The sequence below is a fragment of the Shouchella oshimensis genome (genome assembly GCF_004375095.1).
In the GTDB taxonomy this organism is placed as follows: domain Bacteria; phylum Bacillota; class Bacilli; order Bacillales; family Bacillaceae_D; genus Shouchella; species Shouchella oshimensis.
The window spans coordinates 152,855-176,271 of the sequence record NZ_SNUX01000002.1; the positions used below are offsets into that span (position 1 = coordinate 152,855).

The following is a 23,417-nucleotide window of genomic DNA, read 5'->3' on the forward strand; positions in this document are numbered from 1 at the left end:
ATTGAGTAAGCGAAAGCGAATGGCTAAACAAATCTTGTGGGGGAGTGAAAGCAGTATGTCGGATGGAAATCCAGGCCCTGAAGAGAGACGAGAGTGGTTACGGCAGGAAGAGCGTAAGAGAAACCCTCTTGGAAATATGAATGATGCCCATAACGGTGGCGGGCTAACAGATTTAATAGGAATGCTAGGGTGGAAAACGACAGGGGTTCTTTTTAGCATTATGATTGTTATCCTTCTTGGACTTCTATTCATTTAATGGTCTTTACGTAAAGGAGGCTGTCTTATGTCAACGTCTACAACGAAAACAAACACGAATGCTGTTATAAGCTTATGCCTGGGCATTGTGTCACTAATCTTACCATTTGTCGGTTTACTAGTTGGCGTTATTGGTATTTTTTTAGCAAAATCGGCCCTTACGCAAATCGAACAGTCAAGTGAAGCAGGGAAAGGGATCGCTAGTGCTGGTCTTGTCTGCAGTGTTATAGGGATTGTTTTACAGTTGTTGTTAATTATTGGTGGACTGTCTCTTGTCTTTTTTTCAATTGCATAGTGAAACGCTTAGAATGAGAGGAGTAGGAAGCAAACATTGCTAAGAGCTGCCGGTTGCTGGGAAGGCAGACAATGAATCTTCTGAAGTCGCTTATGAGTGGCTAAGCTGAAAGAAAAGTAAGCTTAGACGGATGGTGATGCCAATCGTTAAAAAAATGAGGTTTGTATACGGTTTATACAAATAAAAAAGAGTGGTACCACGTTAGGAGAAACCCCTATCGTCTCTAAAGAGACAATAGGGGTTTCTTTATTAGAAGGGAGCAAACTAGATGAGCGTAATTGAATTGACTACGAACCGGCTCAAACTACGGTTATTTCAAGAGGAGGAGGCTGAACATGTTGCGGCACTTTGTAACAACTATGCCATCTATCGATCGACGTTGACGATGCCATATCCGTATACAGTAGATGATGCACTGCTTTGGATGAAGAATCATCAGGAAAATATCGAGCAGGATAAACGTTATGAGCTGGCGGTTACGTGTCGAAAAAGTGGCATGCTTTATGGTGCGATTATGTTAAATCCGAACTATCAGCACAAGCATGGGGAGATTGCATATTGGATTGGTGAACCGTATTGGGGAAAAGGATACGGAACAGAAGCATTGCGAGCGATGATCGATTTTGCTTTCACTGAGAAGGCATTACACCGAGTGTATGCTCGTTATTTTAAATCAAATCCCGCATCAGGGAGGGTTATGGAAAAGGCTGGAATGACAAAAGAAGGTGTCTTAAAAGATCATGTGTATAAGGAAGGTGCGTTTGAAGATCTTGTTTATTACGGAATGGTTAATCCAACGTGTACTGTGTGAGAAAATGGTCAAATCAAACCTATGGGCGACAAAGTAAGGTATGACAGATAAGGGTGTATTCTCCACTGTCCTACCTTTCTTTACGTTTAGTTTTTTAGGATAGTGAAATGCGATATTCTAATTATATAGAATATTATATTCTAAAATTATTGAATTGAGTGGACCTCTCTATTATGATAAAAGACATAGAGTCATTTAGGAGGCGCTTATGGACGTTATACATTCAACGGTTCGCAAAAGAAAGACCTATGAAGTGGTGATACACCGGTCCATTTTGTGGGAATGTGCGTTAGGGATTGCTGCAGTGACAAACAATCGGTTGCTCCACACGTTGGACAAGCCAACATCGTATTGGACGAAATTAAGGTCTAGCTTATCACAGGAGTTACGGGACAACCTCGATTTGGTTCAAAAAAATAACTCTTGGAAAGCATTGCTACAACTTCTTCATCGGAAGAACTATACCGATATGAAGGAATTTGTGGGCGATCTCCAGACATTATCAGAAGTAGAACTAAAATATACATGTCTGCCGTTTATTGGGGAAGAGTACCAAGCGGTTCGAAAGCTGGCATCCTATGGTGACAAAAAGGCATGTAGTCAACTACGAGAGGCGTCGGCTGGAAATCCATTTTTCCCCGACTATATTACATTTATAGTCAATGGTGATGCTTTGCAACTGAAGCAACATCTCATTGTCGTGCTTTCGCAATGGTATGAACAGGTGATGAAAGAGGATGAAGAGGAAGTTGAACAAATACTAAAAACCGATTATGAGGCAAAGGTGAAAATGAAAGAGCAACTATCACCAGAGACATTTGTTCAATGGGCAACAGGAGGAATTCAATATAAGCCGGAGCCTCATGTTTTTACAGTCTTGTTAATCCCCCAAACCTGTTACCGTCCTTGGAATATTGAAGCAGATTTAGAAGGCATTAAGGTGTTTTACTACCCGGTTGCCAATGCAAGTATGTTGCCGGCAGATCCATATATGCTTCCTGATTTTCTCGTACAGAAATATAAAGCGTTAGGCGACGATGCACGTATGAAAATGGTCAAAATACTTTATGATAAAGATCGCAGCTTGCAGGAGATAACGGAATTACTTGAGTTGGGAAAATCAACTGTCCATCATCATTTAAAAATGCTACGTTCTGCAAAATTAGTGACGGTAAAGGAATCAAAGTATACGTTAGAAAAAGAAGCATTTCCATTAATGGAAAAAGACTTAGAAGCTTTTTTACAACGACCTGTATAGGTGAAACAAATGAGCAAACAGCAGTCTGTTTTTACACATAAATCATTTGTTTCGTCTTGGAGTGGGAATGCTGTTTCAGAACTTGGAGGTGCATTTGGAACCTTTTGTAACGCCATTATTGTTTTTCAACTAACGGATTCAACACTTGCATTAGGAAGTATGTGGCTACTCTATTTTATTCCTTCATTAATATTGCAACTGTTTATAGGACCATTTATCGATCGGTGGAGTAAAAAATGGGTCATGGTTAGTTGTCAGTGGGTAAGAGCTAGTGTCTTTTGTGTGCCGCTTCTAGCGATGGCATCAGGAGAGGTGGCCATTTGGCACATCTATGTAGTCCAATTGATTGTAGGTTTAGTGACCCCGCTTTATGTTCCGGCAAATCAAGCACTTTTACCAACACTCGTAAACCGTGAATTATTAAAACAAGCAAATGCTTATATAGATGGTACGGCGAGAATGATGATGTTTCTCTCTCCATTAGTTGCTGGGCTTGTAATTGAAGTAGTTGGTGTACCGGTAACGTTACTGGTTGTTTGTAGTCTTCTGATTTTAAGTGGAGTCGCATTGCTCTTTATTGAAGAAAAACCTTCCATACAAATAGAGAGAAGACAGCCGTGGCTAGCTGAACTTAAAGAGGGCTATCATTTTTTCTTCAAACAAAAAACGATGCTATGGCTAGGTGTTTTTCTTACTGTTGTCCAATTCGGAGTAGGTGTCACAATGGTTACGACACTTCCATACGTCATCGACAATCTTTCAGGTACCTATGCACACTATGGGTATTTTATGGCAGGGTTTCCAATTGGTTATATGCTAGGGTCTATCATTGTTGCAAAAGTAAATCGAATCCGTGGTAGGCGCGTGCTGTTTGGTGCCCTTGTCGTAGGTGGGATGACGTTTACTGTCTTGGCGTTAAACCAAAGTATTGCACTTGCCATCCTAACGGAAGTTATTGGCGGCATGGCAATGGCGGTTTTTAGTATCCACCACTTAACGATTTGTCAGAAAATCACGCCTACACACCTTATGGGGAATGTTTTTTCTATACGGCTGTTGTTAATAAGGGCAAGCATGCCATTTGGTATCTTATTGGGTGGTACATTAGGTGATCTAATGGGTGTTCGCCCATTATATTTATTCATTGGTTTTGTGATAAGTGGAACAGCTAGTATTGGTATGTTGCTTCCTTATTTTAAATTTATTGATGATTCTGCTTAAATTGACGATGAACAATCCTTTGTGGATCGTACGTTTATGTGTAAGAGAGAAGCGCCCGTCCCGAAATGGATGGTTTATTTCTTCTTTAAGTGGACAGAAAATACTTGCAATGGCACGTTGAATACGTATATGATGGCGTAATATCTTTTTTTAAGGAATAGTAAGGGAGACTAGAGACATGATACGTTATCCTATTTTTGAAAAAGGGGCTGAAATTGGTATTACAGCGCCCTCTTCTGGAGTGCCAGAATCGTTACATCACCTCTTGCACGCTGCGATTGAGCGTATGCAGCAAAGAGGGTATAACGTGAAAACGTGCCCCTCTGCGTGGAGACAAAGCCTTGTTAGGTCAGCTAGTGATGGCACACGTGGACAAGAATTTAATGACTTAATGAGTGATCCAGACGTGACATTAATTTTTCCGCCATGGGGTGGAGAACTGTTAATTGAAATGCTGGAGTACGTTGATTTTGAAAAGGTTCAAGAAAAGTGGGTTCTTGGCTATTCTGATGTAAGCTCACTCCTTCTTGCCATTACACTTAGAACAGGGGTAGCGACCGCTCATGGTACTAACTTTATTGATTTAAGAGGCAGTAAAACAGATCCAACTACGGCGATGTGGGAGACTGTACTGCAAACGAACGTGCATGAAACAATCGTGCAACATTCATCTACTTCATTCCAGCAACATTGGGAGCATGATAACCCAACCGAATGGGTGTTTCATTTAACTGAAAAAACAGAGTGGAAATCAATAAATAAGAACGATCAGGAAATAAGTGGGCGTCTTGTCGGTGGGTGTATGGATACGATTCGTCATTTAATAGGGACGCCTTATGGGGATGTCTCTACTTTTCAGAAAGATACGGTTGGAGGTGATCCGCTTCTATGGTATTTTGAAAATGTTTCGCTCTCACCAACAGACATGAAACGGACGCTAATGCAAATGAAGTATGCTGGCTGGTTTGACCATTGTAGCGGAATTGTTTTTGGAAGAAGTTCGGCTGAGGACAGTGGGAATGGCTACAAGTATACGGATGTCTATCAAGAATTAAGCGATGCGCTACAAGTACCTCTATTGTACGACCTTGATTGTGGGCATTTACCTCCCCAAGTGACACTTGTGAATGGTGCATATGGAACCATTGTACTGAAAGAGGGAAACGGTAAGGTTGTCCAACGCTTTATGCCGTAAAACAAGAATTTATTGACTTATTACTTGGTAATGCTTAAAATTGCTTATATATACTTATTGGGGTGATAGCATGTATCAAGAGGAGCGCCTCGTTAAAATTGTGTCAGAGCTTAAGAAAAGAGGCAAGCTGTCTAATCAAGACGTTTGTCAGCTGTTGGATGTATCCCGTGATACAGCACGACGGGATATTATACGACTTGTGGAGGAAGGGAATGCTGTCCGAACCCATGGTGGAATTGCTTCGACATTCTTAATGAGCGAGCTAGAGAAGTACAAAGAATCTGGCTTTAATGAACGAAAAGAACGTGCATCGAGAGAAAAAAGAATGATAGCGAAAAAAGCCGCATCTCTTTTGAAAGATAAGGATTTATGTTTTTTTGATGTGTCGACAACAATTGCCAGTTTAAGTACATTGGTTACAAAAAAAATAGCTGTCTACACCCATTCCCTTGATAATGCTGAAATATTAGCAAAAAAAGAGTTTGTAGATTTTCATTTGTTAGGCGGTCGCTTTAACCAAGAAAACCGCTTTTTTTATGACTTGTTTACGATTAAAAGCCAGCTTGAGGATGTGTATTTTGATTATGCGTTTATTGGGGCCGCGGGTTTAACGGAAGATGGTGTCTATTTTGTTGATAAAGAGGATGCGCGGATTAAGAAAGAAGCAATTAAGCGAGCAAAGCGGGTGTATGTGCTGACTGATTATGAAAAGTTTAATAAAACAAGCTACTATAAATCAGCTGGATTAGCAGATATTGATGTCGTGATTACGAACGAATTTCCCCCAGAAAATTTACGAGAGTGTTTTTTAAGCAACCATATTCAAGTGGAATTAACAGAATCCTAGGAGTGTCAGCCATTGATAACAGAAAAACAAAAGATGCTACAGGGAGTGTTATATAATCCTGCAGACGAAGAACTCAGTGAAGAGCGCAAGAAGGCACGAGCATTAATGCATGCGTATAATCAGACGAATGACCAAAGAAAAAGAGAAGAAACAATCATTAAACTTATTGGTAAGGCCGATGGTCAACCTGTATTTGAGGGCACGTTTAAATGTGATTATGGTTACAATATTCAAGTAGGTAAAAATTTCTTTGCAAACTATGACGCTGTATTTTTAGATGTATGTGCCATTACGTTTGGCGATCATTGCATGCTAGGGCCAGGGGTGCATGTTTATACTGCAACGCATCCAATTGATCCGTATGAACGAGCGAGTGGTCTTGAATATGGAAAGCCGGTCCAATTTGGTAACCATGTTTGGATAGGAGGAAGAGCTGTGATCAATCCAGGTGTTACCGTCGGAAACAATGTCGTTATTGCTTCTGGTGCTGTTGTAACAAAAGATGTTCCAGATAACGTTGTTGTAGGTGGGAATCCTGCGAGAGTGATTAAACCAGTTTAGAATAAGTTGAGATAATAGAAAACAAGCACCACCGTTCACGGCAGTGCTTGTTTTGCTGTGTTTTTACGCTTCTTTCATTTGTTCAATGAGGTTGGAGATGCTTCGAACCTTTACATCGCCGAAAGTCATTGCTCCTTCTTCTAAATCGATATAGATTGATTTCATTCCGAGTGTTTGAGCAGGAATGATTTCATTTAAATAATTGTCACCAATAGAGAGGGTTTTCTCAGGTGATGTGTTGTAACGGGCGATAATCTCTTCGAATCGTTGCTTCGTATATTGTGGTTTTCGAGCTGAAGTAATGACTTCGTGGAACACACCCTCTAACTGTAACAGGTGGAGCAGCCGTTCAACATCATCCTCGGTACTATTTGTCAAAAGAACAACCGATTTTTTCTCTTTTAAGGAAAGAAGTCCTTCGCGTAAACCTTCTATAACCGTGAGAGAAAAGTGTTCAGTTGCCATGTATTCTTTTGTTGCATCATAGGCTGGCTGTGGATCGGAAATACCATAATGACGAGCAGCGACATTAGGGAGCCACCAGCCGTCACCAATTGCAATAAGCTGATCAAAATCGTAGCTGACAGGTGATGGATAAAGGTTTTCCCATTCGGTAGCTGGAACTTCTTCTCCATTCCATCGATGTACTTTTTCCACATGTCCTTTAAATGGATCTACTTCAATGACATAGTCGTTCTTAACATCGTAAGCCTTCCCAATTGAGACAATATGATTGCCTTTTTTCATTTCTTTATAATCAGTAAAGAAACGTTCTTGTGTCTCTTCTGAAAGTTCTTTTGCAAGTGTGTCAGCGTAGTAATCAAAATGATCCGTATCTTCATAGAGTGTACCATCCAAATCAAAAATGACTAAATCTACGTTCTTAAAAAGGTTATTCATCTTTTCTATCCCCCTGAATGAAATCCATTACGTATGCTTACTCTTTATTTTACCTTATTCGTCAAATCTCGTTTTGAAAACGTATATGAAGGAATTAATCGGTTGCTTAGCGAATCCTTCTTATTCCGAAAAAATGGGGGGATTAACGTGAAACAAGGTTTACTCATTATTGATACGCAAAAAGATTTAGTAGATGGAAGCGAAGTAGAGGAAGGGGTTGTTGATAAACAACGATTGCTTGGGAATATAAACCACCTTATTAAAAAAGCGCGTGAACTGGGAGTTCCTGTTCTTTTCATTCGAGATAAAGATGTTGCAAATGGGGAGGGGGATGGGTTTGAGGTTCATCCTTCTTTATGGAGAGAACAGAGCGATATTGTGTTTGATAAAGAAGCAACAAATGCGTTTTATCAGACAGGGTTACTTCAGCATATTAAGGAAAATGACATGCAGCATCTTGTTATTGCCGGTTGTAAAACAGAACATTGCATTGATACGGCAGTACGTACAGCTACAGTGAATGGTCTTGACGTAACATTGGTTGGCGATGCTCATTCTACCTCAAATACGAAATACTTAGCGGCACAACAAATTGTTGATCATCATAACCATGCACTCCATGGACATTATAATGTTGACCATTTTTCTATTGTACGCGAAACACAGGAAGAGGTATTTACACCAAATCACCATATGTATCGATAGAAGGGAGGAGAGAAAATGATCATAAACGAGCCGTTGTATCCCGACATATGCATGCTTCCTTGGGAAAAAGCGCTCTTTCAAACGAGGTCCGTTAAACGACTAAAATATTTAGCGCACTATGGCGCAGGTTCATTGGTTTCTCCTGTTACTCACTCTAGGTTCGAGCACACCGTAGGAGTTTGGAAGCTGACAGCATGGTTTTTTCATGAGGATCGTGCATTACGTGCCGCAGCCATTTTGCATGATATTGGACATCTCCCTTTTTCACATGCTGTTGAGCGAACACTTGGATATAACCATCATGAATTAACAGAAAAGCTCATTCAATCAGAAGAGATCTGTACCATCTTGAGGGACAATAAGATTAGGGTTGAAGATGTAGTAGCTTGCTTAAATCAAGAGAATGGTTTAACGGGTACGAGGGACATTATCGGTCTCGATCATGTAGACAGCTTCCTTCGTGATATGTATATGATGGGCGGTTTGGATCGATTGCCTAAGGAAGTTCTTCCGTTTATGAAGTGCACAAAAGCAGGGGTAGAGGCAGATGAAACGACGTGCTCGTTTATAATGGACTGCATGGTGAACGATCATCGATTGTTTCTCTCGCCTTTGTTACTGGCAGCAGATCAACTGTTAGCAAAAGCTGTTCATCGTTATTGCGAAACCTATAATGATGCAAGCATTTACCTGTTAACAGATGATGAATTGCTAAGCGTTCTAAAGCAATCTCAAATTAAGGAAGTGGAAGAGCTACTCGATGTGCTTCTTTATCGAACAGAAACACTTTCATTTAGTGAAACGCTCACAGGTGAGGGATTGCTATTGAACGTTAAAAAAATCTACAATAAAGCCCCACTCTATAATGGGAAATCATACGTTGAGACGAAGGACGGCACAATGAAAATTAGACAGTTACAGAAACTCGAAAAGACCTATACTGTTAAATGGAAGCGATGACTTTGATCAAAGAATGTATGCCATTGTAGGCTATATTGGCTTTATGAAGAGAGTGCACCAGACGGTACAATCATTAATCACTATTTTCTTTGGTATCACGTGCTTGAAGATGAAATCAATCACCGTGGTCGAATCCGCTTAATAAAGGCTCAGCTTAGCTGAACCTTTGGTGTATGTTAAGATGTTTTTGTGACGTTTCGAGGCTTAAGCGTACCGTTTTGTAATTGTTCCAACATGTCTTTATCAGAGTGAACGTCATAGTGAAAAGGTTGTTTATATCGTTCGTGGCCTTTTCCTGTAATTAAGACCCAATCTCCTTTTTTAGCATGTTGCCATGCTTTTAGGATAGCGACTGTTCGATCAGGTATCACTTTTCCGTGGGCCAAAGGAATAGCATGCAAAGTGCGGCGCATTTCTTCCGGTGTCATCTGGTTTAGATCATCAAATGTTAATATGATCGATTGACTCCATTTCTCAGTTGCTTGAATCATCGCTTTGCGTTTTCCTGTGTCGCGTCCACCTCTAAAGCCGAATATGTGGGTAATATGTGTAGCGCCTAACTGATTAATGGCTTGCAAACAATAGGAAAAAGCGTCTTCAGTGTGGGCATAGTCTATCACAAACACGGCGCCACTTGGATGCTGAAATGTTTCAAATCGTCCTGGTGCTCCTTTGAAGGTATGGAAGGCACTACATATGGCTTCTTGTTTTATATTCATTAGTCTTGCTGTTAAAAAAGCCATAGCCGCGTTATACATATTATGCTCACCACTTAATGGGACATTTAATGATACAGGTTCCCCATTGTGGATCAGAGTTGTTTTCATCGGCAAGTCATGAGTAATGGATGCTATTTCCAACTCTTGCCCGCTGCCGATTGTGTGTAAAGAAAGAGGTTCATTTTCTAATTCTGCAACCAATTTTTTTCCCCAGTTGTCGTACGTATTAATAATCGCTTTTCCATCGACATGGAGGAGTGAAAAAAGGGTTTTTTTTGCGTGAAAATAATTTGTCATCGTCTGATGGTAATCAAGATGATCGTGACTTAGATTGGTAAAAAGGGCAAAATCAAAGGATAAACCAGCAACCCGATGTTGTGCTAATGCATGAGAAGAGACTTCCATAATGACAATATCGTCTGTGCTTTTAGCTAGGTGTTTATGAAGTTCAATTGGACCTAATGTTGTATTTTTGTCGGAAGTCCTTTCTGACCCATTAATAATCGTAACGACTGTCCCGAACAAGGCACATGAATATCCAGCCGTTTCGACTAAATGTTTAAGCATAAACGAGGTAGTTGTTTTTCCGTTTGTACCAGTAATACCGATCATAATAGGCTTCTTTTTGGTATTTTCATAAAAACGGCTCGCTAATTTAGCCAGTATAAGTCGGCTATTCGTAACTTGTACGTAAGGAACAGGCAAGTCTGTTAACGTTTCTTCTCCAACAATAATGGTAGCTCCTTTTCGAATGGCGTCATGGATGTAAGCATGACCATCGGAGGCGTATCCTTTCACCGCTATAAAAATGTATCCAGGTCGAACGTCTAATGAACGGTCTGTCACACCTTGAATAAGTTGAGCGGGATTAACAGTCGCAGGTAATGGAGAGATGGATTGAAATAATAGATGAATGGGTTTCATGTGTTTACCCCCTTTCCAACAATTACGTATAATTAAGTTTAGAATTTGCTAAAAAGCAAATCCGAACCAAAGCAATTTTTAACAAATCATACCGATAGAGTGAAAGTGTAGGGAGTGGTGAAGAGAATGGACAGTATAATTTTTGATTTGGATGGTACGCTTTGGGATTCAAGGGAACAAGTTGTTGAAGCCTGGAACAAAGCCATTGGAAAAAGCGAGTTTCCAATTGAAAAGGTGGAAAAAGCAGATTTAACCCGTACAATGGGATTGGTAATTCCAGAAATTGCAAGGGTGTTATTCCCCCAGTTGACAGAAAGGGAACAAAAGCAGTTGATGGATGCTTGTGGTGTTGAAGAATTAGCGCTTTTAAAGGAAAAGGGGGCTGTTCTTTACGATGGGTTAGAAGAGGTGTTGCTTGCCTTATCGAATACATACAAGCTCTTTATTGTAAGTAATTGTCGGGACGGTTACATTGAGGCATTTTTTCATTCTCACGGTCTTAGTCATTATTTTACTGACTATGAAAACCCTGGCCGCACTGGTTTACCTAAGGGGGAGAATATTAAGCTTATTGTTGAGCGGAATGGTCTGCAAGCACCACTCTATGTAGGAGACACAATAGGGGATCAAAAGGCTGCTCATCATGCAGGTGTCCGGTTTGCTTATGCTTCTTATGGGTTTGGCCAATCGGATCACCATGATTATAAGCTAACCACCTTTAAAGACTTGCTTCAATTTGCATAAAAAAGAAGGGGGGCTTACGCCACCCTTCTTAGTTTTCGTCTTTAAAGGCAAGATACATCACATGGGTTGATAAAAAGTCATTTAACCCATGCTTTCCATCTGTGCCACCAATTCCAGACTGGCGCATACCGGCATGATAACCTTGAATGGCTTCACCTGTCTCCCGGTTAACAAACGTTTCTCCGTAATGTAAATCTCGTGCTGCTTGCATCATTTCATTGTAATCATTTGTGTAGAGTGCTGATGCCAAGCCATAAATGGAGTCATTGGCATAGTCAATGGCTTCTGAAAATGTCTTGTACGTGGTAATCGGTAGAACGGGACCGAAAACTTCCGTTGTCATAATCTCATCGTCATGATTTACATTGGTTAATACAGTTGGGGCGTAGAAAAAGCCTCTGTCTTTATCCATTCGTTCTCCGCCAAGTTCAACATGAGCGCCAGCTTTCTTCGCATGATTCACGAGCTGTTCGACTTTTTCTAAATGATGGGAACTTGCTAATGGTCCCATATCAATCTGATCTTCACTCAGAGAATAGCCAACCTTCGTATCTGCCATAGCTGCCACCATTTTCTTTGTGAAGGTTTCGGCAACCTCTTCTTGGACATAAACACGTTCTGCTGAAATGCAAGCTTGTCCAGCATTTTCAATTCGAGACGCTTTAATATGTTTGACGGCTAAATCGAGGTCAGCGTGCTTCGATACAATGATAGGTGCTTTTCCGCCGAGCTCCAGATTTACTTTTGTAATATTTTGAGCGGCCGCTTCCATTACCTTCGTACCTGCAGGCACACTACCTGTCATGCTAATAAGTGCTACTTTCGGATGGCTGGCAAGGCGGTTTCCTACTGTATCTCCTTTACCAGTTACTAAATTAAATACGCCTTTAGGTAAGCCTGCTTTATCGATGACTTTTGCAAAAGCAATTGCAGTATTCGGTGTTTCTTCAGACGGTTTAATGACGACTGAACAACCAGTAATAAGAGCTGTAGCGACTTTTCGAGCAAAAATAAAAACAGGGTAGTTCCATGGAATAATACCAGCTACAACGCCTATAGGTTTCTTTTGAATGAGAATTTTTTCATTTGGATCATCACTTGGAACGATTTCACCGCCAATTTTTCGATTCCATTCTGACATATAGTGGAAGAATTCGACAGCCGTATCCACTTCACCCCTGGCCTCTTCAAGAGGTTTTCCTTGTTCTTCGCTTAACAGTCTAGCGTACGTTTCTTTATCAGCCGCAATCGCGTCGCCAATTTGACGAACGATGCGACCTCGCTCTACTTGTGGAACCTTTTCCCACTCTTTCTGACCAGTCCAAGCCGATTCAATTGCATGATTGGTTTCTTCTTCAGTAGCATCTGCAACTTGAGATAGCACTTCCTCTGTAGCAGGATTAAGTACATCAATGAGATCATGTGATTGTGAAGTCACAAATTCGCCGTTCATATATAAAGGTTGTACGCTCATTTTTCCACTCCTTGATCATTTGATTTCTCACTGTATTCCCATATGAATGGGAATTAAACATGGGCAATATGATCGTACATGGCGTAAGCGTTTTTTTGTTTTAGGGGAGAAAAGGACGTTTCCATGACAAAAATGTCTCTAGATCTTCTTGCCTTAAAGTGAACTCCAAGTGTTACGATTAGTGAAAAGGAGGGCATCGGATGTTAATTTCAGAAGTCAGTGAAAAAATAGGTTTATCGCAAGATACGCTTCGCTATTATGAACGAATTGGTCTAATTCCTCCGGTAAAACGTAGTAAAAGTGGAATTCGTGAATACACTGAATTAGACTGTCGTAGAATTGAGTTTGCAAAATGTATGCGCAGAGCAGGACTACCAATAGAAGTGCTAATTGAATATGTAGCACTTTATCAACAAGGCGAGGAAACTGCCAACCCAAGAAAAAAACTATTAATTGAGCAGCGAGAGCAACTAAAAGAACGATTAAAAGAAATGACAGACACACTTGATCGATTGGATCAAAAGATTGCTCAATATGAATCCATCAGTAAGGATAAACAAGTTGAAACAACTGCAGGTCAAATGGCGTAAGACTTATTTGTTGGCAAAGTCGTTCAATGTCTATATGATACAACATGAAGCTGTGTCATATAGAAACAAATAGGAAAGCACCGGAAACGATGGAGAGGAACGATACGCATGTGTTGTGTGGAAGATACGGTTACGTCACAGTGCGAGGATAATATCGACGTACAATGTGTGGATGTAAGAGATTACCATCTTGCATATAAGGACGATTTAGTAAACACGATAAACATTCCTTTGCCTTATTTAAAGCGTTATTATAAAGAGATAAACAGAAAGACCGTTCACTTAATTGGAAGAGATGAGCAAGAAATTAGTCGATCTGCACATTTCCTAAAGCGGAAAGGCTATCGCATTAGTGGATCAACCATACAATAAAATGAATTATAGAGAGTGGGGAGCTGTTGTCCATTCTTTTTTTTATAAAAAAAAGAGCACATCATGTGCTCTTTCTTTTCTTATTGACCTGCTTTTACCCAGCTCGTAACAGATACTGTACGTCTAGCTTGGTGTTTAACAGCTTCTTCAACGTCTTCAACCATATTGCCTTCTTGGTCAACGGTTACGCTTGTTCCATAAGGGTTTCCGCCAGAAGAAAACGCGACTGGATCAGTGTAACCAGGACCTGCAATGATTGCACCCCAGTGGAACATTGTTGTGTAAAGGGAAAGAACGGTTTGTTCTTGACCGCCATGGGCGTTTGCTGCAGAAGACATACCGCTAACTACTTTGTTAGCAAGCTTACCGCCTGCCCATAAACCGCCTAAAGTATCGAAAAATTGTTTTGCTTGACCAGGAACGTTACCAAAACGAGACGGTACAGAGAAAATAAAGCCGTCTGCCCATTCCATATCTTCAGGTGTTACTTCTGGAACGTCTTTTGTTTCTTCAACATGGGCACGCCATGCTGGATTAGAATCAATTGCTGCATCTGGAGCTAATTCTGGGAATTTTAGTACTTTAACATCAGCACCAGCTGCTGTAGCCGCTTCTTCTGCCCATTTTGCAAGCTGATAGTTTGTACCAGTAGAACTGTAATAGACAATCGCAATCTTTTCGTTACTCATAATCGTCTCCTTTTGGATCTCTTTGATCCGCAATATTTGTATACCCCTAGTGTAGTTTGATTCAAACCTATACACAAGTATGCACATAATTGTAACTTGGTATCATTTTTGAAACTGTCACTCTAGAAGCTGCATCCATGCATGTATTTCAGACAAATAATTGGGATGGCGCCATGCTAGGATAGCTGTTTTATCGCCTTTTATTTTTCGTTCATGTTGAAAAAAAAGGTCACCTAAGAAGTAAGCGAGCCGTGGATAACCAAACCGCTCTCCACCATTAATGGAATACCACTCACGATATAACTGTTTCTCTGAAAGCTCGTTAAAATCCTTTAAAAAAGCGCGTTTTATGTCTATCTGATTTTCTTGAGCGAATAAAATCCACTCTTTTCCACCTAACGACCCGTAGGTATAGTAAAGTTCTTCTGCTACATTCGGGACAATTCGTCTCGAGAAATGCGTTGCTACTCCTTCTCGATACATGCCGAGCAATAGACTTTCCCAGCGAATCTGTTCCCAGTCGATCCCTTCTAAATCGGTCCACTGATTGTGAATGGCGTGCCCTATTTCATGAGCAATTAACACTCGTAAACCATCGCTGTTTTTAGGCATTCGTTCTAAAGAGAATGTAATATCAGGCAGAATCTGCCGGTGTGTATAGGCATTTGAACCATAAGCGCCAACAATGAGGTGAATCGTTTGCTTATAGGATATATAGAAGCGTTCTTCATAAAGGTGCACGATGTCATGTATGAGTGACGGGAGCTGTTCACGGAGATTGTTTATATGGAGTAAATCAGTGGGGTAGCGTGCGAGGGCACTCTGTAAACGAGAATCCGTCTGTGTACAATGGTAGGAGAAGTATTCTTCAAAGACAGAAGGAAAGGTTGCATAATACTGGCGAAGTGTAGAAAGGCTGTGAGCACTTGTTGTTAGAAAAGCTGGCGTTGTATCGACAATTTTCAAAAGAGACTCCTCCTTTAACTGATCCTCTTTATTTTATCATTTTCACTGAGATGCGTTGATTTTTATAGGAAAATCTTATAAAGTTTAGTTAGATAAGCGTAGATGGAGAGTAAGTACATTGGTGGCGGTTACTGAAGAGAGCTAGTGGTTGGTGTAAACTAGTGTAGCGTGCGAATGGAATGGACTTCGGAGCTTCCTTGCTGAACGTATAGTAGGCGAGGCGGACGTCTTACCGTTAAAAAAGACAACGTATGAGAGCTAGACTCCCGTACGTATTCGAGTGCGTTTCAATGATGAAGCGAACAAAGGTGGCACCACGGGTTATCCGTCCTTTTTGGATGGGTAACCCTTTTTATATTGTCAAAAAAGGAGGAGACAAGATGAAGCGAAGTTTAACAGGTATAAAGCCAACGGGAGATATTCACCTTGGAAATTATATTGGCGCTATTAAGCCAGCTTTAAAGTTAGCAGCGAACCATGAATCTTATTATTTTGTTGCCAATGGTCATGGTCTAACGAAGCCTCACCAAAAAGAAGAGTTGCATGCTTTAACGAAAGGGGTTGTAGCGAGTTGGCTTGCTTTAGGGCTTGATCCGAATCAAACAACCTTGTATCGGCAATCTGATATCCCTGAGGTATTTGAGTTAAGTTGGATTCTTGCTACTCTTTCTCCAAAAGGATTAATGAACAGAGCCCATGCGTATAAAGCAATGGTTGATGAAAACGAAGCGAACAGCAGAGAATTAGATGCAGGTATCAATATGGGACTCTTTACTTATCCTATTCTAATGGCTGCTGATATTCTTTTAGTAGAACCTGATGTCGTCCCAGTTGGAAAAGATCAAATGCAGCATATTGAAATAGCGCGCGATCTAGGTCTGGCACTACGTAATCAGCATAAGGTAACAGTGAAGCTTCCAGAGCCTTACATTATGGAGGATGTTGCAGTGCTTCCTGGTTTAGATGGGAGGAAAATGAGCAAGAGTTACGGAAATACGATCCCATTATTTGTGGAGAAAAACGAGCTTAAGAAGCGTATTTATAAAATTAAAACGGACTCGTTGCCTCCGTCTGCTCCAAAAGATCCTGCAACATCGACGATTTACATGCTATATAAACAGTTCGCAACCACTGAAGAGGTGAAAGGGTTGGAAGGCGCCTTTCAGGAAGGAATCGGCTGGGGCGATGCAAAAGGGGAACTATTCCGTGTCGCAAACCGGGAGCTTGAGGAGCCAAGAGAGCTCTATAAAGAATGGCTAGCAAACCCTGAGAAGATGGAACGAGTCTTAGAAGATGGGGCAGATAGAGTTCGACAGGTGAGTGTACCTTTTTTACAAACGATAAAAAAAGAGCTAGGATTGACTTAAAAGGATAGTAGGTGTTCGTCATGATGCAAACCATTCACTTGCAATCAGCTTGGAAAAAGACGATTGCTGAAGGTGACTTAAACGAATTAAAAGCGCTATTAGTAGTCGGTAAGACAGAGCGATTTATTCCGTACCGTCAAGCCTTTAATCATCAAGGTGATTTACTTGTTACCGTCCTAATTCAAAACCTGTCATCTGTGGGGGATGTATGGGATACCAAGCTTGTTGCCTATGTTGAAGAAGGTAAAACGATTGCAGAGTGTTCGTTTTCCATCGACACAGTGCCTCCTAACACAAGTATGCCGTGGACCTTTATTTTTCCAAAAGATCGTTTTATCCAAACACCTATGAAGACGGGGAAATTGGAAGAACGTTAAATGAAAATGGGTGTAGCCGTTGCGATCGAGCGCAACGGCTTTTTGTAGACAATTAAAAATGTGACGAAATGGCAAACTCGATACGTGCAGTTTTTGTCGGTTGTGGTACACTATAGGAGCAGTATCGACGATGGAATGGAAGCGATTCTCGTAGAAAAAGAAGAAACTTGTCGATTGGTTCGACAAGTTGACTTTATTCGCGATCTTTTTTTATGGATGAAGTTGGGTCTTCCTCTTTTGCGAACTCCGTATCAAAAGCGAAGCGTGCTTTATGCTGACGATGGCTTTCTTTCGTATACACATGCTTCACAAGGTAGCTATGAACAAAGACTTCGCAAAAGGTAATGATGCCTGTTGCTAAAATACTACCCCATGCTATAAGCATGTAGTTCGTAAATAAAACTGATCCAAATACCCACACAATAAAGTAAGTGAGGATAAAGTCACTCACTAGCGCAACCCGGTTACCAAACTGAGGCAGGATGATTAAATCGACAGCAATATAGGATACCGTGGTTGTTAACAAAGCAAAGGTTAGTACATCAACATAGGTTGCTTCTGTAAAAAAAAGAAAGCCGATACTAAAAGCAAATAAGGCAATGAGTAACTTGGTTAGAAAGATACTAATATGTTTCAAATATATACCTCCTTTTTATTCAGTTTTTCTGTTTTAGGGAAGCAATATACCTGTCATTTTGTATGAAGAGAAATTCTAAACAATAAAAAAAGAGAAGATGTAAATTCGATTGGGGGAGAGATCGTATGCGCTTTGTGGCTATGACTGAAGATCAAGCAAAGTGGATTGCGTATCAATGGCAGTATAAGGGAGCTTATTCTTTTTTTCATGATGAAAAAAATTCTCGGACAACGTCTTTTTTAGAGTTTGGAAAGAAAAACACTTGGCAATACGCGGTTTACCGTGAGAATGAAATCATCGGGTTTATTGGCGTGAAGCGAATAAATGGCATGATTGAGATCGCTCCTGGATTAAATCCTGAGGAAACTGGTAAGGGCAAGGGGAGAGCGTTTGTTCAGAAATGTGTGGATTTCTTAAAGGCAGAAACAAATCCAGAGAAAATATGTGTGTTAATGGGTGCCGATAATACAAAAGCAAAACATGTTTTTGAAGAAGTTGGATTTGAGGAAAAAAGTGAGGAAGACAGTAGCATGATTCGCATGATTTATTCGTTGAACGATTAAAAGGTTATGCGAGATTGAACCTTACAAGAAAGAGGCTGGGACAAAAGTAGATAGACAGACCAAAAGGACGAACATTCCTGAAAATAGGAACGTTCGTCGTTTGTTTTATATGAACATTAGCGGAAGGAGATTCCGAAGACTCCTGGGGGATCAGCACGTGTCTGAAGACTCTGGAGTGTTGGTTTTCCACGGAGGAGGCTGAGGCCGTGTCCCCGGAAAGCGAAGGATTCTCCTGTAGCGGTGCTACTCAGCATATTTTAGACTATTCGTCTTTTCAAATACTACTTTTCGTTATGTCCCAGCCTCTTTTTTTACATGTCATTAAATGGTTTTGCGCAAAATGTCTTGAACGGTTTCTTTTTGCTCTATTTCTACAAGGATGTACAAGTAGTCTCCAGCTTGAATCATCGTACTCCCTGTTGGGGAAAGCATGGAATCACCACGTTCAATCGCGCTGACATTTACATGAGCAGGAAATTTAATTTCCGCGAGTGTCTTTCCAGTAATCCATGAGTCTTCAGTTGTTTGAAAATGAACCATTTCTGCTGTTGCTCGACCGTTGGCTAATAACTCTCGTTTTAATTCCTCGCGCCATTCAGACGTCAGTTCTTTCTTTAAGTCTTCGTACGCTTCTTCTTTCATTGCTTTCTTTAATTCGTCATCATGGGCATGTTGCTTTCGGCGCTGTTCGGTCTTCCAATCCCGTGTAAGCATTGTACCCATTGCAATCAACATAAAGACGAGAATAAAAGCGAATGGAAGCGCGGCTGTGAGTGCCGCCGTTTGTAAGGCATCCAGTCCACCATCACCACTTACAAGAAGAACAGAAGCGGTACCGGCAATGAGAACGCCCCATAAAATTTTTAATTTAAAGCTCGGGTTTAACGAACCGTTTGAAGTCATTGACCCAAGGACGAAAGCGGCGGAATCAGCCGATGTGACAAAGAAGATTCCTACAACCAAAACAGCTAGTATGCTTGAAATCATTGTTAATGGAAGCTGATCAAGCAGATAAAATAATGTCAATTCGACTTCGTTTGTTGCGACAGATGCCATATCATAGACACCACTTAGCTGAATATCAAGGGCTGTACCTCCAAAGACAGAGAACCAAATAATAGCCATAACCGTTGGAACGAGAAGAACTCCGGCAATAAACTCTCGTATTGTACGACCTTTTGAAATGCGGGCAATAAATAAACCAACAAATGGTGACCAAGACATATGCCAAGCCCAAAAGAAAATCGTATTTGCCCCTAACCAACCGTCATCACTATACGGGTCCATTGAGAAAGACATGGAAACAACATTTGCAGCATAACTTCCTAGGGTCGTTACCATACTTTCTAAAAGTGTAATGGTTTGACCAGCAAATAAAACAAAAAACATCAATATTCCTGCTAGGATAAGATTTAAGTTGGTTAATCGTTTTATTCCTTTATTAATCCCACGAACTGCTGAGAAGAGAAATAAAAATGTAATAATCGCAATAATACTTAATTGTAATGGAATGCCATTTTCAAGTGGTGATAGAAAGGATATGCCGCCTGATATTTGTAGTGCGCTTATACCGAATGTTGTTGCCACACCAGCACAAGTTGAAATAACAGCTAGTAAATCAATTCCCTTGCCCATCCAACCGTCTGTCTTGTTTCCGAGTAATGGGTAGAAAGCAGAACTGATTAGAGCGGGGCGATTTTTTCGAAACTGTACATAAGCAAGGGTTAAACCAACTACTGAGAACGCTCCCCAAGCGTGCAGTCCCCAATGAAATACCCCGTAACGAAGACCGACTTCTGCTGCATCTCCACCTTGTTCAGGTAAACTAAATGAATATCCTGGTGGCTGTTCAGCGTAATAAAGAATTGGTTCAGCTACTCCAAAGAATACAAAACCAACGCCTAGTCCGGCAGCAAATAACATGCCAACCCAAGAAATAAACGAATGTTCTGGGCGGTCATTGTCTTTTCCTAACCTTAGTTTTCCGAATGGTGATATCGCCACAACAAGCCCGAACAAAATAAACAAGCTAGCAATGGTCATGTAAAACCAACCGAAGTTTTCAATAATCCAATCAAGTGCTGACTCAGCCGTTGTCCCTAAGTGACTTGGACTAATAATCCCCCACAATACAAACAGAACGATGAGAATCGTCGAGGTAATTAAGACAAACGGCGAAGCTTGTTCTTTCAGGCTTTCTTTTTTAGATGTACTGGCCATAAGCAACAACTCCTTTTTTATGTTTTTACTATGTAAAAAGATTTCTCTATCCGATATTCATACCCTAACAGAAGCAACTTACAACATCAATTTTAAAAATACATACTATTCCGTTTTGTTTAATTTTTTTGCTGGAATAAGGGAAGTGTGTCGGCTTTTGTTTCCTTTGTCACACGGTTTACTCTTGCTACGTATTCTATGTAGAAATTGGTATGAATTTGTAGATAAAAAATAGTCAAATGCCCGTTGACTTTCCTTCTGAAGGGGAGTAATATTCATCTTAGATTTTTTTTACAAACTACTATAGAAAAAGGAGATAGTCATCATGGAGAGAGGCGTTGCTTCTTTTACGTATGAGGATTTGACTTTAGAGTATTCGATTACGGGAGAAGGAGAACCGATATTATATTTACATGGTGGTCATTCCAATTGTTTAGAACAACTTGGTTTAGAAGAGCTTGTTGAACAAGGATATTCGGTTATTATTCCTTCTAGAGCAGGTTACGGTCATACATCAAAGAGAATCGGAAAATCATTGGAAACAGCATGCAGCTTTTATATTGAGCTTTTAAATGAATTGCACATTGAACGCGTGCACGTTATTGCCGCTTCCACAGGCGGTCCTTCAGGTATTTATCTAGCGAGTCATTATCCCGAACGTGTCAAAACGTTTACACTACAAGGGGCTGTAACAAAGCCGTGGAAAGAATCGAGAAAGCGTGATGCACTCATTAGTCGTTTCTTATTCTATCCGTATGTGGAGAAGTTTGTATGGAAAGGTGTGTCGAGTTTAGCGCGCTTTTCACCAGACATCGCTTTCAAAACAATCGCGCCGATTTATAGTAAATTGCCTTACGAGGAAATTAAGGCTCGGACCTTATCAAGAGATTGGTACTTGTTTGATCGAATGACGGAATTTCAGCGCTCTAGACATGGATTTTTAATTGATATGAATCAAATAAGACGGTCATTAGAAGAAGAACTTGATTCCATTCAAGCACCAACACTTATTGTGCATAGCGTTAATGATGCCATTGTTCCTTTAGAGCATGCAGAGTATGCAAAAGGTCATATTCAAACAGCGAGACTATGCTGTTTAAATACGTGGGGGCATTTACTTTCGTTAGGGAAAGGTTCTGAAGAGCATAATAATGAAGTGATTGGCTTTTTAAATCAACATTCTGCATAAGCTGTACTAGACGATAAATGAAGAGATATATGAATAAAGCGCGCCGATTGCACACGCCAGCTAGTTCTATAGGATTCTAGCTAGGGGAGCAGTCGACGCGCTTTTTGTTTTAAAAGAGGACCTTGAATACAGTACTGCATGTAAGTGGTTGTTTCTATACATTTCTTCCTATATTTATGTATTGTAGAAATGATTCTTAGTATTGTAACTTTTTATGAACGCATTGACTTCCTTACTCGCATTTCATAAGCTGAATCTTGTTAGTTATAAATTTTTTGAAGAAACGTGCAAGAATCTCATATTTAAGGGAATAGTAAGGCGCAATAAAGGAAAATTGCGTCGGGGAGGCTAATATGAACGTACTATGGGGTATTATGGGCATTGTCATTTTACTTGCCTTTGCTTTTTTACTTTCTACAAATAAGAAAGCGATTAACTGGCGAACGGTTTTGACTGCTCTAGCTTTACAAATTGTTTTTGCATTTATTGTACTATGGACGGATATAGGAAGCTACGTGCTGGAGCAAGTAACAAGAGGTGTACAAGCTGCCATTGATACTTCAGGTGCAGGGATTGATATGCTCTTTGGAGGAATCTTTGCAGTTGAAGGAGTCGGAATGATTTTTGCATTCCAAGTATTACCTGTTATTATCTTTTTCTCTGCTGTTATTAGTGTCTTGTACCACTACGGTATTATGCAATTTATTGTGCGTTATCTTGGTGGGGGGATTTCTCGTTTACTACAAACGAGCCGCGCTGAATCTGTTTCTGCAACGGGAAATATTTTCGTAGGACAAACAGAAGCACCGTTAATGATTAAACCTTATTTAAATAAAATGACTGCATCGGAGTTATTTGCTGTTATGACAGGTGGTATGGCAACTGTAGCCGGGTCTGTTATGGCAGGGATCTCGTTAATGGGGATTCCATTAGAATACTTAATTGCTGCAACGTTTATGGCTGCGCCAGGTGGGCTACTAATGGCCAAAATGATTGTACCGGAAACAGAAGTAAGTGAAACAAAAGATACGATTAATTTAAAAGTGAAAAGTGAGTCTCGTAACTTTATTGATGCAGCATCAAACGGTGCGTTAGACGGTTTGAAACTAGCATTAAATGTTGGGGCAATGCTAATTGCTTTTGTATCATTAATTGCACTAATTAACTTATTGTTATCTTTTGTAGGAAACGATATTTTTGGAATAGGTGTTATTACGTTAGAAGAAATCCTTGGCTTTGTTTTTGCACCGGTTGCGTGGATCATTGGCGTTCCTTGGGGTGAAGCACTACAAGCTGGTTCTTTCATCGGTCAAAAAACGATTGTAAATGAATTCATTGGTTTTGAAGCATTAACAAGTGCTGCTGGTGATTTATCTGAACGTACTTTCATTATTACATCGTTTGCTCTTTGTGGTTTTGCGAACATCTCTTCCATTGCTATTTTACTTGGAGGACTTGGTGGCATGATTCCAGAGCGTCGTCCGCTTATTGCAAAATATGGTGTGAAAGCTCTAATTGCTGCGACACTTGTTAACTTAATGAACGCAACGATTGCAGGAATGTTAATTGGTGGGTAGT

The 23,417-nt window shown here is 40.4% G+C and carries 25 protein-coding genes and 2 other annotated features; of the genes, 18 read left to right on the top strand and 7 right to left on the bottom strand.

Annotated features, from left to right (window positions below; genetic code table 11):
• The first annotated feature begins 19 nt into the window (after nt 1-19).
• The 8 genes from E2L03_RS06915 (at nt 20) to E2L03_RS06950 (ending at nt 6,443) form a co-directional block, all read left to right on the top strand.
• Complete coding sequence (locus tag E2L03_RS06915) at nt 20-256, top strand: DUF6366 family protein (RefSeq protein WP_243839509.1); 237 nt, start codon at nt 20-22, stop codon at nt 254-256.
• Between the two features lie 27 nt (nt 257-283).
• The gene (locus E2L03_RS06920) at nt 284-550 is read left to right on the top strand and encodes a DUF4190 domain-containing protein (protein ID WP_134258801.1); all 267 of its coding nucleotides are present in this window, start codon (nt 284-286) and stop codon (nt 548-550) included.
• Nucleotides 551-778 (top strand) — a binding site (T-box leader). It abuts the gene before it with no gap.
• A gap of 40 nt (nt 779-818) precedes the next feature.
• On the top strand, nt 819-1,361 hold the full coding sequence (locus E2L03_RS06925; RefSeq protein ID WP_134258802.1) for a GNAT family N-acetyltransferase: 543 nt from the start codon (nt 819-821) through the stop codon (nt 1,359-1,361).
• 208 nt (nt 1,362-1,569) lie between these two features.
• Nucleotides 1,570-2,619: an ArsR/SmtB family transcription factor gene (locus E2L03_RS06930; protein WP_134258803.1), complete on the top strand. Its 1,050-nt coding sequence runs from the start codon at nt 1,570-1,572 to the stop codon at nt 2,617-2,619.
• A gap of 9 nt (nt 2,620-2,628) precedes the next feature.
• Nucleotides 2,629-3,840, top strand: a complete 1,212-nt coding sequence (locus tag E2L03_RS06935) for an MFS transporter (protein WP_134258804.1) — start codon at nt 2,629-2,631, stop codon at nt 3,838-3,840.
• Between the two features lie 178 nt (nt 3,841-4,018).
• The gene (locus tag E2L03_RS06940; RefSeq protein WP_134258805.1) at nt 4,019-5,035 is read left to right on the top strand and encodes a S66 family peptidase; all 1,017 of its coding nucleotides are present in this window, start codon (nt 4,019-4,021) and stop codon (nt 5,033-5,035) included.
• A 70-nt stretch (nt 5,036-5,105) separates the two neighbouring features.
• Entirely contained in the window at nt 5,106-5,882 is a 777-nt protein-coding gene (locus E2L03_RS06945; protein ID WP_038476009.1) for a DeoR/GlpR family DNA-binding transcription regulator, read from the top strand.
• A gap of 12 nt (nt 5,883-5,894) precedes the next feature.
• The gene (locus tag E2L03_RS06950) at nt 5,895-6,443 is read left to right on the top strand and encodes a maltose acetyltransferase domain-containing protein (protein ID WP_124741129.1); all 549 of its coding nucleotides are present in this window, start codon (nt 5,895-5,897) and stop codon (nt 6,441-6,443) included.
• A 63-nt stretch (nt 6,444-6,506) separates the two neighbouring features.
• Here E2L03_RS06950 and E2L03_RS06955 read toward each other — a convergent pair whose 3' ends face one another.
• The gene (locus tag E2L03_RS06955) at nt 6,507-7,343 is read right to left on the bottom strand and encodes an HAD family hydrolase (RefSeq protein WP_124741130.1); all 837 of its coding nucleotides are present in this window, start codon (nt 7,341-7,343) and stop codon (nt 6,507-6,509) included.
• Nucleotides 7,344-7,490: 147 nt separating this feature from the next.
• On the opposite strand from E2L03_RS06955, the gene E2L03_RS06960 reads away from it, so the two are divergent.
• The gene (locus E2L03_RS06960; protein WP_134258806.1) at nt 7,491-8,048 is read left to right on the top strand and encodes an isochorismatase family protein; all 558 of its coding nucleotides are present in this window, start codon (nt 7,491-7,493) and stop codon (nt 8,046-8,048) included.
• A gap of 15 nt (nt 8,049-8,063) precedes the next feature.
• The gene (locus E2L03_RS06965) at nt 8,064-9,008 is read left to right on the top strand and encodes an HD domain-containing protein (RefSeq protein WP_124741132.1); all 945 of its coding nucleotides are present in this window, start codon (nt 8,064-8,066) and stop codon (nt 9,006-9,008) included.
• 176 nt (nt 9,009-9,184) lie between these two features.
• Here E2L03_RS06965 and E2L03_RS06975 read toward each other — a convergent pair whose 3' ends face one another.
• Nucleotides 9,185-10,651: a UDP-N-acetylmuramoyl-L-alanyl-D-glutamate--2,6-diaminopimelate ligase gene (locus E2L03_RS06975; RefSeq protein ID WP_124741133.1), complete on the bottom strand. Its 1,467-nt coding sequence runs from the start codon at nt 10,649-10,651 to the stop codon at nt 9,185-9,187.
• 126 nt (nt 10,652-10,777) lie between these two features.
• Here E2L03_RS06975 and E2L03_RS06980 point away from each other — a divergent pair, with 126 nt between their 5' ends.
• Nucleotides 10,778-11,395, top strand: a complete 618-nt coding sequence (locus E2L03_RS06980) for an HAD family hydrolase (RefSeq protein WP_124741134.1) — start codon at nt 10,778-10,780, stop codon at nt 11,393-11,395.
• A gap of 28 nt (nt 11,396-11,423) precedes the next feature.
• Here E2L03_RS06980 and aldA read toward each other — a convergent pair whose 3' ends face one another.
• Nucleotides 11,424-12,869 (bottom strand): aldehyde dehydrogenase, encoded by a 1,446-nt coding sequence (gene aldA / locus E2L03_RS06985; protein ID WP_134258807.1) that lies wholly within the window; start codon nt 12,867-12,869, stop codon nt 11,424-11,426.
• A 200-nt stretch (nt 12,870-13,069) separates the two neighbouring features.
• On the opposite strand from aldA, the gene E2L03_RS06990 reads away from it, so the two are divergent.
• The gene (locus E2L03_RS06990) at nt 13,070-13,459 is read left to right on the top strand and encodes a MerR family transcriptional regulator (RefSeq protein WP_124741136.1); all 390 of its coding nucleotides are present in this window, start codon (nt 13,070-13,072) and stop codon (nt 13,457-13,459) included.
• Between the two features lie 117 nt (nt 13,460-13,576).
• On the top strand, nt 13,577-13,831 hold the full coding sequence (locus E2L03_RS06995) for a hypothetical protein (RefSeq protein WP_148305124.1): 255 nt from the start codon (nt 13,577-13,579) through the stop codon (nt 13,829-13,831).
• An 80-nt stretch (nt 13,832-13,911) separates the two neighbouring features.
• On the opposite strand, the gene E2L03_RS07000 is transcribed toward E2L03_RS06995, so the two are convergent.
• Nucleotides 13,912-14,520 carry an NAD(P)H-dependent oxidoreductase gene (locus tag E2L03_RS07000; RefSeq protein WP_035394409.1) on the bottom strand — a complete coding sequence of 203 codons (609 nt, stop codon included), beginning with the start codon at nt 14,518-14,520 and terminating at the stop codon, nt 13,912-13,914.
• A 117-nt stretch (nt 14,521-14,637) separates the two neighbouring features.
• Nucleotides 14,638-15,486: a hypothetical protein gene (locus E2L03_RS07005; protein ID WP_035394407.1), complete on the bottom strand. Its 849-nt coding sequence runs from the start codon at nt 15,484-15,486 to the stop codon at nt 14,638-14,640.
• Nucleotides 15,487-15,576: 90 nt separating this feature from the next.
• Nucleotides 15,577-15,822 (top strand) — a binding site (T-box leader).
• 44 nt (nt 15,823-15,866) lie between these two features.
• On the opposite strand from E2L03_RS07005, the gene E2L03_RS07010 reads away from it, so the two are divergent.
• Both E2L03_RS07010 and E2L03_RS07015 read left to right on the top strand, forming a co-directional pair.
• Nucleotides 15,867-16,853 (top strand): tryptophan--tRNA ligase, encoded by a 987-nt coding sequence (locus E2L03_RS07010; RefSeq protein ID WP_038476035.1) that lies wholly within the window; start codon nt 15,867-15,869, stop codon nt 16,851-16,853.
• Nucleotides 16,854-16,873: 20 nt separating this feature from the next.
• Nucleotides 16,874-17,230 (top strand): SLAP domain-containing protein, encoded by a 357-nt coding sequence (locus E2L03_RS07015; RefSeq protein ID WP_084167276.1) that lies wholly within the window; start codon nt 16,874-16,876, stop codon nt 17,228-17,230.
• 193 nt (nt 17,231-17,423) lie between these two features.
• Here the strand turns inward: E2L03_RS07015 and E2L03_RS07020 are convergent, their stop codons facing one another.
• Nucleotides 17,424-17,867, bottom strand: a complete 444-nt coding sequence (locus E2L03_RS07020; protein ID WP_134258808.1) for a YndM family protein — start codon at nt 17,865-17,867, stop codon at nt 17,424-17,426.
• A gap of 140 nt (nt 17,868-18,007) precedes the next feature.
• On the opposite strand from E2L03_RS07020, the gene E2L03_RS07025 reads away from it, so the two are divergent.
• Complete coding sequence (locus E2L03_RS07025; RefSeq protein ID WP_208394339.1) at nt 18,008-18,430, top strand: GNAT family N-acetyltransferase; 423 nt, start codon at nt 18,008-18,010, stop codon at nt 18,428-18,430.
• A gap of 321 nt (nt 18,431-18,751) precedes the next feature.
• On the opposite strand, the gene E2L03_RS07030 is transcribed toward E2L03_RS07025, so the two are convergent.
• Nucleotides 18,752-20,650 (bottom strand): BCCT family transporter, encoded by a 1,899-nt coding sequence (locus E2L03_RS07030; protein ID WP_134258809.1) that lies wholly within the window; start codon nt 20,648-20,650, stop codon nt 18,752-18,754.
• A 325-nt stretch (nt 20,651-20,975) separates the two neighbouring features.
• On the opposite strand from E2L03_RS07030, the gene E2L03_RS07035 reads away from it, so the two are divergent.
• Nucleotides 20,976-21,839 (top strand): alpha/beta fold hydrolase, encoded by an 864-nt coding sequence (locus E2L03_RS07035; RefSeq protein ID WP_038476047.1) that lies wholly within the window; start codon nt 20,976-20,978, stop codon nt 21,837-21,839.
• A gap of 353 nt (nt 21,840-22,192) precedes the next feature.
• Nucleotides 22,193-23,416 (top strand): NupC/NupG family nucleoside CNT transporter, encoded by a 1,224-nt coding sequence (locus tag E2L03_RS07040; protein WP_038476050.1) that lies wholly within the window; start codon nt 22,193-22,195, stop codon nt 23,414-23,416.
• Nucleotide 23,417 lies beyond the last annotated feature (1 nt).